This is a genomic window from Paracoccus versutus (assembly GCF_029909795.1).
Lineage (GTDB): Bacteria > Pseudomonadota > Alphaproteobacteria > Rhodobacterales > Rhodobacteraceae > Paracoccus > Paracoccus versutus.
Window position 1 is genome coordinate 1,433,967 of sequence record NZ_CP038196.1, and the last position, 14,074, is coordinate 1,448,040.

Annotated in this window: 11 protein-coding genes; 2 read left to right on the forward strand and 9 right to left on the reverse strand. The window is 69.3% G+C overall.

The genetic code is table 11. The annotated features are described in order from the left end of the window. Position 1: 1 nt before the first annotated feature. Together frr and pyrH are read right to left on the reverse strand one after the other, a co-directional pair. A complete protein-coding gene (gene frr / locus E3U25_RS07220) occupies positions 2–565 on the reverse strand; it encodes a ribosome recycling factor (RefSeq protein ID WP_072462785.1) in 564 nt (187 codons plus the stop codon). Between the two features lie 80 nt (positions 566–645). Beyond that, on the reverse strand, positions 646–1,380 hold the full coding sequence (gene pyrH / locus E3U25_RS07225; RefSeq protein ID WP_024844453.1) for a UMP kinase: 735 nt from the start codon (positions 1,378–1,380) through the stop codon (positions 646–648). 85 nt (positions 1,381–1,465) lie between these two features. On the opposite strand from pyrH, the gene miaA reads away from it, so the two are divergent. Next, complete coding sequence (miaA, locus tag E3U25_RS07230) at positions 1,466–2,356, forward strand: tRNA (adenosine(37)-N6)-dimethylallyltransferase MiaA (protein WP_116220779.1); 891 nt, start codon at positions 1,466–1,468, stop codon at positions 2,354–2,356. A gap of 186 nt (positions 2,357–2,542) precedes the next feature. Next, entirely contained in the window at positions 2,543–3,619 is a 1,077-nt protein-coding gene (locus tag E3U25_RS07235; RefSeq protein ID WP_116220778.1) for a helix-turn-helix transcriptional regulator, read from the forward strand. Positions 3,620–3,928: 309 nt separating this feature from the next. Here the strand turns inward: E3U25_RS07235 and hflX are convergent, their stop codons facing one another. From hflX to E3U25_RS07270, 7 genes are all read right to left on the reverse strand, one after another. Next, positions 3,929–5,236: a GTPase HflX gene (gene hflX / locus E3U25_RS07240; protein ID WP_116220777.1), complete on the reverse strand. Its 1,308-nt coding sequence runs from the start codon at positions 5,234–5,236 to the stop codon at positions 3,929–3,931. Continuing rightward, positions 5,237–5,470 carry an RNA chaperone Hfq gene (gene hfq / locus E3U25_RS07245; RefSeq protein WP_010394165.1) on the reverse strand — a complete coding sequence of 78 codons (234 nt, stop codon included), beginning with the start codon at positions 5,468–5,470 and terminating at the stop codon, positions 5,237–5,239. Positions 5,471–5,546: 76 nt separating this feature from the next. Next, the gene (locus E3U25_RS07250) at positions 5,547–7,166 is read right to left on the reverse strand and encodes a potassium transporter TrkG (protein ID WP_036754716.1); all 1,620 of its coding nucleotides are present in this window, start codon (positions 7,164–7,166) and stop codon (positions 5,547–5,549) included. 8 nt (positions 7,167–7,174) lie between these two features. Further along, the gene (gene trkA, locus E3U25_RS07255) at positions 7,175–8,551 is read right to left on the reverse strand and encodes a Trk system potassium transporter TrkA (protein ID WP_036754718.1); all 1,377 of its coding nucleotides are present in this window, start codon (positions 8,549–8,551) and stop codon (positions 7,175–7,177) included. Positions 8,552–8,893: 342 nt separating this feature from the next. After that, entirely contained in the window at positions 8,894–10,282 is a 1,389-nt protein-coding gene (ntrX, locus tag E3U25_RS07260) for a nitrogen assimilation response regulator NtrX (protein WP_036754721.1), read from the reverse strand. Further along, positions 10,279–12,537 (reverse strand): sensor histidine kinase NtrY-like, encoded by a 2,259-nt coding sequence (locus E3U25_RS07265; protein WP_114535482.1) that lies wholly within the window; start codon positions 12,535–12,537, stop codon positions 10,279–10,281. Before E3U25_RS07265 ends, ntrX begins: the two co-directional genes overlap by 4 nt. An 85-nt stretch (positions 12,538–12,622) precedes the next feature. Then, on the reverse strand, positions 12,623–14,071 hold the full coding sequence (locus E3U25_RS07270; RefSeq protein WP_036754729.1) for a response regulator: 1,449 nt from the start codon (positions 14,069–14,071) through the stop codon (positions 12,623–12,625). Positions 14,072–14,074: the final 3 nt, after the last annotated feature.

Here is a 14,074-nt window from a genome sequence, read left to right on the forward strand (position 1 = left end):
GTCAGACCTGCATGATTTCGGCTTGCTTGGCCTCGAGCGCCTGGTCCACCGAGGCGATCATCTTGTCGGTCAGTTCCTGCACGGCGCCCTCCCAGAATTTCTGGTCATCCTCGGACATGCCCGAGGACTTGGCCTTCTTGATCTGGTCCATGCCGTCGCGGCGCACGTTGCGGATGGCGACGCGGGCGTGTTCGGCATATTGCGCGGCGACGCGGGTCAGTTCGCGCCGACGCTCCTCGTTCAGCTCGGGGATCGGCAGCATGATGATGGTGCCGTTCAGCTGCGGGTTGATGCCCAGGCCCGATTCGCGGATCGCCTTCTCGGCCTTGCCGACCAGCGCCTTGTCCCAGATGTTGATCGTGACCATGCGCGGCTCGGGCACGTTCACCGTGCCGATCTGGTTGATCGGCGTGGGCGAGCCATAGGCATCGACCATGATCGGCTCGACCATGCTGGCCGAAGCGCGGCCGGTGCGCAGCGAGGCGAATTCATGGCGCAGGGATTCCATCGCGCCCTTCATGCGGCGTTCCAGGTCGTCGGTGTCGATCTCGATCTCGTCGGACATGCTCGGTCATGGCCTCTGTGCTGTGATTTTCGCCGCTTTTAGCCGAGCCACGCCGACATGGCAAAGCCTATACGGGTTTTTCAGCCATGCACGCGCGTATATGTGCCGGTGCCGGCCAGAATTCCACGGAAACCGCCCGGTTCGTCCAGCGAGAAGACGATGATGGGCAGATCGTTGTCGCGCGCCAGCGCGATGGCCGAGGCATCCATGACCCCAAGATGCTTTTGCAGCACCTCGTCATAGGTCACGTCGTCATAGCGCCGCGCGTCGGGGAATTTGTTCGGATCCTTGTCATAGACGCCATCGACCTTGGTGCCCTTGAAGATCGCCTCGCAATTCATCTCGTTGGCGCGCAGCGTGGCGGCGGTGTCGGTGGTGAAATAGGGGTTGCCGGTGCCGGCGGCGAAGATGCAGACGCGCTTCTTCTCCAGATGCCGGACGGCGCGGCGGCGGATATAGGGCTCGGCCACCTCGTCCATGCGGATGGCCGAGATCACGCGGGTATGGATCTTCAGCGCCTCCAGCGCCGCCTGCATGGCCAGCGCGTTCATCACCGTCGCCAGCATGCCCATGTAGTCGGCGGTCGCCCGCTCCATGCCCTGCGCGCTGCCCTGGAGGCCGCGGAAGATATTGCCGCCACCGATGACCATGCAGATCTCGACGCCCATGTCGTGGACGGATTTGACCTCCTGCGCGATGCGGGCGACGGTCGGCGGGTGCAGGCCATAACCCTGGTCCCCCATCAGCGCCTCACCCGAAATCTTCAGCATCACGCGCGAATAGCTTCCGCGGGTCTTGGACGCGCTTTCCGACATGGTTCACCTTTTTTGCGGCAGTTTCATTGCCGGGCAAAATGTCGCAAACAGGCCCCATGTTCAACCACTGCCGACCCGACCCGAAATGACCCTGCGTCACCCGATCCTGGCCGGGCTGGACCCGGCGCGCCATGTCCTGATCGCCGGGCCCACCGCCAGCGGCAAATCCGCCCTGGCGCTGGAGATCGCCGAGCGGCAGGGCGGCACCATCGTCAATGCCGACGCCTTGCAGGTCTGGTCCTGCTGGCGCGTGCTGACCGCCCGGCCCACGGCAGAGGACGAGGCGCGCGCGCCGCATGCGCTTTACGGCCATGTCGCGCCGGGCCGCGACTATTCCGTCGGCGCCTGGCTGGCCGAGGTGGCGGCGCTGCTGGACCGCGGCCGGCTGATCGTGACCGGCGGGACCGGGCTTTACCTGAACGCGCTCAGCCGCGGGCTGGCGGCGATTCCCGCCACCCCGCCGGAAATCCGCGCCTGGGCCGACCAGCTGCTGCGCGAGCCCGGCGGATTGGCGCGCATGGTCGCGGATCTGGACGCCCCGACCCGCGCCCGCATCGACCTGAGAAACCCGGTGCGCGTCCAGCGCGCCTGGGAGGTGCTGACCACCACCGGCCGCGGCATCGCCGCCTGGCAGGCCGAGACGCCGCCGCCGCTGATCGACCCCGCCGCCGCGCATCTCTTGGTGCTGGACCCCGACCGCGACTGGCTGGCCGGACGCATCGACCGCCGCTTCCGGCTGATGCTGGACCAGGGCGCGCTGGACGAGGTGCGCGCCCTGCTGCCGCGCTGGAGCCCCGATGCGCTTTGGGCCAAGGCCATCGGCGCGCCGGAACTGGTCGCGCATCTACGAGGCGAGATCGACCTCGACGAGGCGATCCGCCGTGCGGTCATCGCCACCCGGCAATATGCCAAGGCGCAGCGCAGCTTCTTTCGCGGGCGGCTGGGGGATTGGCCCCGCATCGGCATCGGCCCCTGACCGGCGCGCCCGCGCAAGCAGGAGGGCGCGCGGAGGCTCTATCTCAGCATTGATCCCCTGACCGACGCACCGCGCAAGCAGGGCAAGACATATTAATCTTTTAGCAACCCTGGGATGACTATATCCTTCATCGACTCGCGTCGTGGGGATAGCCTTTGGTCATGGATTCGCTGAAAGCCGCGGCTGATGGATGAAGCCCGCCGCCACATCGTCCCGCCCGATCCCGTCCTGGCGCGGCTGGCCGCGGCGGGCGTCAATATCGGCACGATCCTCGAACCGGCGGATACCGATCCCCGGTTGCCGGCGCCTGCCGCCCCCGCGGGCCGCCCGTCGGTCCTGTCGCCCACCGTGGTCGGGCTGGCCGAGGCGGGCGGGCCCCGGCCCCGTTCCCTGCTGCCGCAGGGCCGGGCGGGCGACGGGCTGCGGCTGATCCCGCTCGCCGGCCTTCACTGGGGCGGGCCGGTGCGAAGCCCGGCTGCGCCGCGCAGCCCGCGGGTCCGCGGCGACCATGTGCTGCTTCGCCCGACCGGCGGCATGGTCGCGATCATGTTCCCGCGCCACCACCATGCGCTGCCGGCCGGCCGCGTCGCCTTCATCCCCGCGGGCACCGCCTTTTCGCTGAAGCCGCCGCCCGAGGTGCGGGGGCTGGCGCTGCTGATCCCGCCCGCCCTGTGCCGCGGCCTGGCGCTGCCCGCGCAGATGCGCCACGGCCTGCCGGCGGGCGCGGATGCAGATGCGGATCTGCTGGATCGGGCCATGGCCGCGCTGGGATCAAGGGCGCCGCACGACAAGGCGCAGGATGCCGCCACCGCGCGCGAACTGGCGCAGATCGCCACGGTGCTGTCACGGCTGGACGAGGGGCCCGGCGGGGGCCGATCCACCCCCTCGCCCGCCAGCCTGGCCGAGGCGCGGGCGCTGTCCGGGCATTTCCTGCAACTGGCGCGGGCCGAGCTGCAATCCGGCCAGACCATCGCCGAACTGGCGCGGCGGCTGGGCTGCTCGCTGGCGCAGCTGGACCGCGCCTGCCGGCTGAGCCGGGGACGCAGCGCGCTGGAGCTGCTCTACGACCTGCGGCTGCAATGCGCGACCGAGGCGCTGCGCGACGGCACCCAGCCGGTGGCCGAGATCGCGGACCGGCTGGGTTACAGCGGGCTTGGCCATTTCATGCGCGCCTTCCTGGCCGCTACCGGCCGCACGCCCCAGGCCTATCGGGCGCTGATGCAAGAAGGCCGCAGCCGCCCCGGCGAGCGCCCGGCCGGCTGAACCCCGCGCATTCGGCTGGCGTGAACGCCCCCGCGCGGTTCCGGCATGGGAACCCGGCATGCCAGACCGGCGACGGGAAACGGCGTCGCGCCCCGTCGGAAATGGCCGAGGGTTAACGTAAAAAAGCCCGCCGGCTCGCGCAGTTGCGCCACCACCGCGGGCTTCGACAAGAGGCCGCTCTGCGGACCGCGGCAATGGGATCGCAGATGAAAGGCCCGATGGCGCAAAGGCTCGCCGGGGCGGGCGTGCCGCCGCCGCGCGGGCTTCGGCAAGCCAAGGCCCCATGCTCGCCGCGACCGAGAGAGGCTGTCAAAGCGCCTCGAAGGCCGCCCTTTGCCGGTCCGTCCAGCGCAGTCGCAGCCGCACGCCCTCTTCGGCCACCTCCTCGGCGACGATCACGCCCTGCTCATGCAGCCAGGCCCGGCGCCGGCCGTCCGAATGCGGCAGCACCAGTTCGGCCTCGCGGCGCGGCTCGTCCAGGGCTTCGGCCAGCCGCGCCTCGATGGCGGCCAGCAAATCGTCCAGCCCCTCGCCCGACAGGGCCGAGATCGCCTGCACGCCCTGGGTCCGCGCATCGGTGCGCCGCAGGGCGGCGCGGGTCTCGGGCGACAGCGCGTCGATCTTGTTCCAGACCTCGATCAGCGGCACGTCCTCCTCGACGCCCAGCGAATCGAGGATCTCGCCCACGTCGCCGGCCTGCTCCTCGGTCTCGGGATGGCTGATGTCGCGGACATGCAGGATCAGGTCGGCGGCCAGCACCTCTTCCAGCGTGGCGCGGAAGGCGGCAACCAGCTCATGCGGCAGGTCGCTGATGAAGCCCACCGTATCCGACAGGATCACCCGCCGGCCGCCGGGCAGCACCATCTGCCGCATGGTCGGGTCCAGCGTGGCGAAAAGCTGGTCCTGGGCCAGGACCTCGGCCCCGGTCAAGCGGTTGAACAGCGTGGATTTTCCCGCGTTCGTGTAGCCGACCAGCGCCACGATGGGATAGGGCACCTTGGCGCGGGCCTTGCGGTGCAGCTCGCGGGTCTTGACCACGCGCTCCAGCTGCCGGCGCAGGCGCACCACCTGCTCGTCGATGGCGCGGCGGTCGGCCTCGATCTGCGTCTCGCCGGGGCCGCCCACGAAGCCCAGGCCGCCGCGCTGGCGTTCCAGGTGGGTCCAGGCCCGGACCAGCCGCGTGCGCTGATAGGCCAGCGCCGCCAGTTCCACCTGCAACACGCCCTCGCGCGTCTGCGCCCGGTCGGCGAAGATCTCGAGGATCAGCCCGGTGCGGTCCAGGATCTTGACGCCCCATTCCTTTTCCAGGTTGCGCTGCTGGACCGGCGTCACCGGCCCGTCGATCAGCACCAGCTCGGCCCCCTCGCCCTCGGCGGCGGCCTTCAGGTGCTGGCCGATCTCTTCGCGCTTGCCCTTGGAGAACAGCATGCCCGGATCGGGGCTGCGCAGCCGCGTCACCTCGGCCCCAGCCACCTCGATGGCGGGCAGCGCATGGGCCAGGGCCACGGCTTCCTCAAGCGCCAGTTCGGGCGAGCGGCGGGTGCGCGAATTGCCCAGATCGGGATGGATCACATAGGCGCGTGTCGGGCGCTCGCGGGTTTCCGTCGGTTCGCCCAATCAGTCCTCGCCCTCATAGAGGCTGATCGGCTGCCCCGGCATGATGGTCGAGATGGCGTGCTTGTAGACCAGTTGCGACTGCCCGTCGCGGCGCAGAAGCACGCAGAAATTGTCGAACCAGGTAATGACGCCCTGCAATTTCACACCATTGATAAGAAAAATCGTCACCGGAACCTTGCCCTTGCGGACATGGTTCAGAAAAGCGTCCTGGAGGTTCTGTTTGTCGCCGGCCATTCGATGCACCTTGTTCTTATCGCTGGTTTTCAAGACTTAGGCGAGCGGGCGGCGGCTTGCAAGCATGTGATCCCGCCTAGCGCCGCCAATATTCGGGCGAAACCAGCGCCAGGATCGCCAGCGTCTCGACCCGGCCGACGACCATGGCGCCGGCCAGAACCGCCTTGGTCAGCGCCGGCAGCCCGGCCCAGCCCGCCCATGGCGCCCCCGCCATGCCGGCCGAGCCCTGGAAGGTCGGGGTCAGCGGAATCGCCCCGGCCAGCGGGCCGGTATTGGTCAGCGCCGCGATGGACAGGATGGTGGCCGAATCGAACTCGATCCGCTGCAGCGAGATCAGCATCACCGTCACCGCGATCGAACTGGCGAACAGCATGAAGAAGATGAAGGCCAGATAGGCCCCCTCGCGCCGCAGCCGCCGCGCCATCAGCCCACCGCCGCCGACCGAGGCGGGATGCACGATCCGCTCCAGCTCGCGCTCGGAATGGCGGGCCAGCGCATAGACCCGGAGCAGCTTGACGCCGCCCGCGGTGGTGGCGACGCCGCCGCCCATCATCGCCAGCCCGGCCAGCATCAGGCCGGGGGAACTCAGCCCCGACCAGTTGCGCGCGCCCTGCCATTCGACCGAGTTCCAGCCGGTCGTGGTCAGATAGCTCAGCCCGTTGAAGATCCCGCCCCAGGCGGCCGAGGCGGCGCTGTCGAGCGTGTCCAGCACCCCCTTGGCCCCGGTCGGGGAAACGCCGATGGCCCCGGCGAAATGCCGCGCGAACAGCAGGGCCGAGACCAGCAGCACCACGCCCGCGGCCATGCGCAGCTCGGGATCCTCGATCCAGCTCTCGCTGGCCTTCAGCTCGCCCCCGCCGGGCCAGAAGCGGCGCGACAGCGCCGGGATCAGGAACAGGAAGATCACCACCTCGCCGGCCATGCCGCTGCCCTGCCCGGCGGGGCCGGCGACGGGGCTGATGCCGCTGGTCGACAGCGTGCCCATGGCGCGGGTCAGCGCCACCAGCCCGGTCTCGCCCAGCATCAGAAGCAGCGTCCACATCAGCAGCGTCAGCCCGGCATAGACCGGCAGCACCACCCTGCCCGCCCGCATCACCCGATGCACCGGGTCGGCCAGTTCGGTCTGGAAGGCGGGATGCGACCGCTGGCCCAGGATCGAGGGCTCGGCCGAACGCGGCAGCCGCTCGAACCTTTCGCTGCGGCCATAGGGCGAGGACATGATCTCGAAGCCCCCCACCCGCAGCGGCGCCAGCAGCGCGATGGCCGCGACCAGCATGAACAGCCCGCCCAGCCAGCCGACGATGGCGCGCCACAGGTGCAGCGGCGCCGGCAGCAGGTCGGCCGAGTAGAGCGAGGCGCCGGTGGTGGTCAGGCAGGAGATCATCTCCCACCAGGCATTGAAGAAGCCGGTGTCGGGCAGGGCCATGGCAAAGGGCACGGCCAGCATGGCGGGCAGCAGGACCATGGTGCCCAGCATGGTCAGAAGCACGCTGCGCGCCCGCGGCCCTTCGGGCCGGTCGGCGGTGGCCAGGCCCAGGATCGCGGCCAGGATCACGAAGATCCCCGCCGCACCCAGGAAGATCGAGCCGGTCTTGTGCTCGTCCAGCGCATGGGCGTAGAGCCCCGGCAGCACCATGGCCAGCGCGCCGATCCCCCCCAGGATCACGATCAGCGGCAGGCGCAGCAGCAGTCTCATCCCGGCACTCAGAAGAAGTCGATCGAGACCTGAAGCAGGCGCTCGACCTCGGGGATGTCGGAGACGAGGGCAAAGATCACCACGATGTCGCCCTCCTCGATGCGCAGGTCGCCCGTGGGCTTGACCACGCGGTCGCCCTTGCGCACCGCGCCCATCAGCGCGCCTTCGGGAAAGTCGATGTCGCGCACGGCCCGCCCGGCGATGGGCGAGGTCGAAAGCACCTGCGCCTCGATCACCTCGGCCTCGGCATCGCCGATGGAATAGATGTCGCGCACCCGCCCGTGCCGGATATGGCGCAGGATGGTCGAGACGGTGCTGGCACGCGGGTTGATGAAGGCGTCGATGTCCAGGGGCTCCATCAGCGACATCAGCGTGGGGTCGTTGACCAGCGAGATCGCGAGCTTCGCCCCTGCCTGCTTGGCGCGCACCGCGGCCAGGATATTGGTCTTGTCGTCGTCGGTGATGGCCAGGACCGCATCGGCGCGCGGCACGGCCGCCTCCTCCAGCAATTCGGCCGACAGTCCGTCGCCGTTCAGCACGATGGTGCGGTTCAGCGCATCGGCGGCATCCTCGGCACGCGCGCGGCTGCGCTCGATCAGCTTGACGCGGATGCGCTCGGGGCGCGCCTCGAGCGATTGGGCGACGGCAAGGCCCACGTTGCCCGCGCCGATGATGACCACGCTTTCCTGCTTGGCCATGGGCTTGCCGAAGATCTCGAGCGTGCGCGGCACGTCCTCGGCCAGGGTGAAGACATAGACCTGGTCGCCCTCGAAAAGCTGGTCGCCCGGCTCGGGCGCGAACAGCTTGCCGCCGCGCCGCACCCCCGCCACGATGGCGCTGAGGCTGATGAACATGTCGTTGAGCTGGCGCAGGGGCGTGTTCAGCACCGGGCTGTCGGGCTCGAGCGAGATCCCCAGCAGATGCAGCCGCCCCTCGAGGAAGGTCTCGGCATCGAAGGTCGAGGGCGCCGAAAGCCGCTGCATCGCCGCCCGCGCCACCTCGCGCTCGGGGCTGATGACGACGTCGATGGGCAGGTGGTCGGTGCGGTAGAGATCGGAATAGATCGCGTCCAGATAGGCCGAGCTGCGCAGCCGCGCGATCTTGCGCGGCACCTGGAAGACGGAATGGGCGACCTGGCAGGTGACCATGTTGACCTCGTCCGAATGGGTCGCGGCGATGATCAGGTCTGCGTCCCGCGCCCCCGCCCGGTCCAGCACGTCGGGGTGGCTGGCAAAGCCGGTCACGCCCTGCACGTCCAGCGCATCGGTGGCGCGCCGGATCAGCTCGGCATTGGTGTCGATGATGGTGACATCGTTGCGCTCGCCCGCAAGATGGCGTGCGATGTGCCAGCCGACCTGCCCCGCCCCGCAGATGATGATCTTCATTCCGGCCCCGGTTCATGCCCTTCGTGAGGCGCGATCCTAGCGCGCGGCGCGGGCGACGGATACAGGGAAAGCGTCAGGACCACCCGTGCGCCTTTGATGCGTGCTGGACGGTCGCATGGGTATTTGCAGAACGAAGAAGTCGTTAAGGGTTTTTCAATCTTTTGCGCCTAGCCTGGTTGCGCGGTACAGGCTGGGGAGCCGATGACCGCGAACGGAGAAGTCGCCCCGGTCATTTGGCCAAAACCTGTCCCGCCTGAACCGTGGGGGTGGCCGGGGCGCAGTTTCCGGCCTTCTCTGTTCCATAAATACCCATGAAACCGCGCCACCGGCATGGCACCGCCATCATTTCCCCATCAGCTCCTCCTCGACGCGCATGCCGCCGACGACGCCGAGCGACTTGAGCTTGCGATGCAGAGCCGAGCGCTCCATGCCGACGAATTGCGCCGTGCGGCTGATATTGCCGCCGAAGCGGTTGATCTGCGCCAGCAGGTATTCCCGCTCGAAGAGTTCGCGCGCCTCGCGCAGCGCCAGGCTGGTGATCTGCGGGCCGAGCGCCAGGGCCTCGCTGGTGCTGGTGCTGCCGTTCTGGCCTTCCAGTTCCGAGGGCTGAATCGGCCCGGTGCCGTCGCCCAGGATCAGCACCCGTTCGATCACGTTGCGCAACTGGCGAATATTGCCCGGCCAGTTCATCGCCTGCAGCGCGGCGCAGGTCTCCTCGGGCAGCGCGCGCGCCGGCAGGCCCTGGGCCGCATGGAACTGCTCGATGAAATGCGTGGCCAGCAGCGGGATGTCGTCGCGCCGCTCGGCCAGCGAGGGCACCGCCACCGGCACAACGTTCAGCCGGTCGTAAAGCTCCTGACGGAAGCGGCCGGCGGCAATCTCGGCCGAAAGGTCGCGGTTGGTCGAGGAGATCACCCGCAGGTCCACCCGCACCTTGTCGGTGCCGCCGGCGCGCTGGAACTGCTGCTCGGTCAGCACGCGCAGGATCTTGGGCTGGGTGCCCAGCGGCATGTCCGCCACCTCGTCGAAATAGATCACGCCGCCATGCGCCTGTTCCAGCAGGCCCGCCTCGATGCCGCGCTCGGGGGTTTCGCGGCCGAAGAGCACCTCTTCCATGTGCTCGGGCTCGATGGTGGCGCAGGGCACGGTGACGAAGGGCTCGCGGGCGCGCGGGCTTTGGGCGTGGACATAGCGCGCGGCGATTTCCTTGCCCGCCCCCGGCTCGCCGGTCAGCATGACCCGGCCGTTCGATTTCGCCACCTTGTCGAGCTGTTCGCGCAGCCTGCGGAAGGGCGCCGAATTGCCCAGCATCTCGGCCGCCCGCGCCTCGCCGCGCTTCAGCGTCGAGTTCTCGCGGCGCAGGCGCGCCGTCTCCATGGCGCGGCGGATCACCACCAGCAGCTGGTCGATGTTGAAGGGCTTCTCGATGAAGTCGTAGGCGCCCTGCTTGATCGCCGCCACCGCGATCTCGATATTGCCATGGCCCGAGATGATGACCACCGGCACCTCGGGATTGTTGCGCTTGACCTGCTTGAGGATGTCGATCCCGTCCATCTTGCTGTCCTTGAGCCAGATGTCGAGGATCATCAGCGCCGGTTCGGCCGCGTTCAGCTCGGCCACCGCCTGGTCGGAATTGGCGGCGAGGCGGGTCGAGAAGCCCTCGTCGCGCAGGATGTCGGAAATCAGTTCCCGGATGTCCCGCTCGTCGTCGACAATCAGAATATCGCTCATTTCATTGCTTCCTGCTCGTTTTTCTGGCGGCGCGCGGAAAGCCGCACCGGCTGGCGTTCGCGCGGCAGGCGGATTTCGGCCATGGCGCCGCGTCCTTCGGGAGTGTCGGTCAGCATCAGGCTGCCGCCGTGTTCCTCGACGATCTTCTTGACGATCGGCAGGCCGAGGCCGGTGCCGCCGGGCTTCATCGTCACATAGGGCTCGAACAGCCGGGTGCGGTCCTGCGGCAGGCCGGGCCCGTTGTCGGCGATGCGGATCGTCACCGCATCGGGGGCCGAGCGCAGCGAGACGCGGACCTGCGGCACCCAGCCCTGGGGCGGGTTCGCGCGCAGCTCGTCCAGCGCCTCGCCCGCGTTCTTCAGCAGGTTGGTGAAGACCTGCCGCATCATGCCGGCATCGGCATCGACGATCACCGGCTCGTCGGGGATGTCCGAGACCAGCGCGCCTTGCAGCGCGTCGCGCTGCATCAGCTCGGCATCGCGCAAGAGCTTGGCGATGTCGGTTTCCTTGCGGTCGGGTTCGGGCATGCGGGCGAAGCGGCTGAATTCGTCCACGATCCGGCGCAGGTCGTTGGTCTGGCGGATGATGACCTCGGTGTATTGCTCCAGCGCCTCGCGTTCCTCGCCGGCGATGGGGCCGAACTTGCGCTTGAGCCGCTCGGCCGAAAGCTGGATCGGGGTCAGCGGGTTCTTGATCTCATGCGCGACGCGGCGCGCCACGTCGCCCCAGGCCGCCATGCGCTGCGCCGAGACCAGGTCGGTCACGTCGTCCAGCGCCACCACATAGCCTTCCAGGCCGCCGGCCGCGCCGCGCCGGATCGCCATGCGCACCAGCAGGCTTTCCACCCGGCCCTCGCGGGTCAGGCGGATCTCGTCCTGCACCGATTCGTTGACCGATTGCGCCAGCCGCTCGAACAGCGGCGCGAATTCCGGCACCGCCTCGGAGAGCAGCCGGTCATGCGCCGTCGCCGGGTCGAGGCCCAGCAGCCGGGTGGCCGAGCGGTTCAGGAAGTCGATCTCGCCCGCCGCATCGAGGCCGATCACCCCGGCCGTGACCGAGGACAGCACCGAATCGAACAGCCGGCGCTGGTCGTCGGCGGCGCGGTAGCTTTCGACCAGCTCCTGGCGCTGCTGCTTCAACTGCCGGGTCATGCGGTTGAAGCTTTCGCCCAGGGTCTGGATCTCGTCGCCGGTATCGGGGGCGGGGATCTGGAAGTCCAGGTTGCCCTCGCCCACCTGCTCGGAGGCCTCGGCCAGCCGGCCGATGGGCCGCGACAGCCGGTCGGCGAACCACAGGCCCAGCCACATCGCCGCCGCCACGAGAAGCAGCGCAAAGCCCAGGTAGAGCAGCGAGAACTCGAACAGCACCCGGCCGCGTTCCTGTTCCAGCCGCTGGTATTCGCCCACCGTCTGCCGGGTGTCGTCCAGCAGGCCCAGCAGGCTGCCGTCCACGTCGCGGGTGACGTAGAGATAGCGGTCCGCCAGCGGCACCAGCGGCACCAGGGCGCGGAATTCGTTGTTCTGCCAATCCTCGATCAGCACCAGGCCCCGCATCGCCGCCTCGTCGAACTGGGCGGGCGAGGGTTCCTCGTACCAGAACTGATAGCTGCGCTCGCCCCGCGCGCGGATGGTGCCGCGGCCATCGACGATATAGGCCTCGCGCAGCCCGCGTTGGATCTGGCTTTGATAGTCCGACAGCAGCAGCCGCAGGTCGCCGTCGTCCAGCATCGGGTTCTGCCGCGCGGCCTGGGTCAGCGCCCCGGCCAGCAGCTTGGCGTCGTTGGTCAGGTCGCGGCGATGCTCGTCCTGATAGGCCTCGGCGGCCGAGAGCGAGGTCGAGACCACCTGCTGCACCCGGTTCGAGAACCAGCCCTCGAGCCCGATGTTCACCGTCAGCCCGGCAAACAGCGCCACCAGCACCGTCGGCACCAGCGCGATGGTGGCAAACACCCCGACCAGCCGCATGTGCAGCCGCGAGCCCGCCGCCGACTTGCGCCGCGCCGCGACGATCCGCGCCATGCGCGCCACCACCAGGCCGGTCAGCACGATCAGGTAGAGCAGGTCCGCCAGCAGCACCAGCCGTAGCACAGACCCGCCCGAGGTGGCGCCGGCGAAAGGCCCCATCACGGCAAAAGTCAGGCCCGCCAGCGCCGGCCCCAGCAGGGCAAGTCCAAGCGTCGCGGTATTGCGATAAAGCCGCAGGCGCCGCAGCCTTGCGACGCGCTCCCATGTGTCCCTGGACAGCGTTCCCGCCACCTTTGCCCGTCCTCACGGTTTCGCCGCTGTGCCGCAGCCTTTCTGTGGCCGTTAAGCGACTCTCGCAAGGCCATCTGTGGCTGTTTTACATCAGTTTGCGGCGCCGTGTCACCTCGATATTCAGGTCGGTCAGTTTCTTGCGCAGGGTATTGCGATTGATGCCCAGAAGATCGGCACAACGCAGCTGATTGCCGCCGGTCGCGTCCAGCGCGATCTCGAGCAGCGGCTTTTCGATCTCGCGCAGGATGCGGTCGTAAAGGCCGGGCGGCGGCAGGTCGTCGCCGTGCAGGTCGAAATAGCGTTGCAGATGCATCTCGACCGATTGCGCCAGGCGCATGTTCGCAGGCTCGCCCAGCGGCGGGACCGGCGCCGCGGCGGGACCGGCCGGTGCCGCGGCGGGGCCGGCGGCCGGGGCGGGCGGCACGATGGGGCTGGATTCCGCCAGGGCGGTGCGGGCCTCGGCCTCGGTGATCTCGGCGGCGGCGGCGGTCAGCGCCAGCCGGCGCATCAGGTTTTCCAGCTCGCGCACGTTGCCGGGAAAGGGATAGGCGCGGATCAGCGCCGCCGCGCCCTCGGACAGCGTGCGCTGCGGCAGGCCCTGCGCGGCGGCCCGCGCCAGCAGGTGGCGCGCCAGCGGCGGGATGTCGTCCAGCCGGGCGCGCAGCGGCGGCACGGTGATCGTCACCCCCGCCAGCCGGTAATACAGGTCCGCCCGCAGCCGCCCGGAACCCACGTCCGCCTGCGGATCGGGCCCGGTGGTGGAAATCAGGCGCGGCATCAGGTTGCGGCCGGGGCCGACCTCCCATGCCTCGATCATGCCGATCAGCCGGGCCTGGGCGGCGGCGTCGAAGCCGGCCGGATCCTCGATCAGCAGCGTGCCGCCCTGGGCACGGTCGGCGGTGCCGTGAATGGTCTCTTCGGAGAGGTCGGCCGAGGTCAGCACGACGAATCCCGCCTCGCGCCGGTCCGACAGGTCGTGGAACGAGCGCGCGACCACGGTCTTGCCCACCCCCGCCTCGCCCGCGATCATCACCGGCAGGTCGGCGTTCAGCACCCGCGCGACCATGCGGAACAGGTTCTGCATCGAGGGCGCATGGCCGATCAGCGGCAGGGCCGGATCGGCGCCGGTCTCGGGCGCCGCCGGGGCCGGGGCCGGGTCGGACTTGCGCAGCCGCCGCGACAGCGCCTGGCCCGCCCGCGCCATCAGGTCCGGCAGGTCGAAGGGCTTGGGCAGGTAGTCGAAGGCGGCGGCCTCGGTGGCGCGGATGGCGGTGACGATGGTGTTCTGGGCCGAGATCACGATCACCGGCAGGTCGGGCCGCGCCTTGCGGATCGCCGGGATCATGTCGATGCCGTTGCCGTCGGGCATCATCACGTCGGTGATGACCAGGTCGCCCCGCCCCTCCTCGACCCAGCGCAGGAGTTGCGCCAGCGAGCCGGTGGCATGGACCCGGCAGCCCGCGCGGGTCAGGGCCTGGGTCAGGACCGTGCGGATGGTGCGGTCGTCGTCAGCGATCAGAACGGTGCCGTCCATGGG

What these genes read in the sequence shown, in the direction of transcription:
- frr (WP_072462785.1), bottom strand. Translation starts at nt 565, where the DNA reads ATGTCCGACGAGATCGAGATCGACACCGACGACCTGGAACGCCGCATG.
- pyrH (WP_024844453.1), bottom strand. Translation starts at nt 1,380, where the DNA reads ATGTCGGAAAGCGCGTCCAAGACCCGCGGAAGCTATTCGCGCGTGATG.
- miaA (WP_116220779.1), top strand. Translation starts at nt 1,466, where the DNA reads ATGACCCTGCGTCACCCGATCCTGGCCGGGCTGGACCCGGCGCGCCAT.
- E3U25_RS07235 (WP_116220778.1), top strand. Translation starts at nt 2,543, where the DNA reads ATGGATGAAGCCCGCCGCCACATCGTCCCGCCCGATCCCGTCCTGGCG.
- hfq (WP_010394165.1), bottom strand. Translation starts at nt 5,470, where the DNA reads ATGGCCGGCGACAAACAGAACCTCCAGGACGCTTTTCTGAACCATGTC.
- E3U25_RS07250 (WP_036754716.1), bottom strand. Translation starts at nt 7,166, where the DNA reads ATGAGACTGCTGCTGCGCCTGCCGCTGATCGTGATCCTGGGGGGGATC.
- trkA (WP_036754718.1), bottom strand. Translation starts at nt 8,551, where the DNA reads ATGAAGATCATCATCTGCGGGGCGGGGCAGGTCGGCTGGCACATCGCA.
- ntrX (WP_036754721.1), bottom strand. Translation starts at nt 10,282, where the DNA reads ATGAGCGATATTCTGATTGTCGACGACGAGCGGGACATCCGGGAACTG.
- E3U25_RS07270 (WP_036754729.1), bottom strand. Translation starts at nt 14,071, where the DNA reads ATGGACGGCACCGTTCTGATCGCTGACGACGACCGCACCATCCGCACG.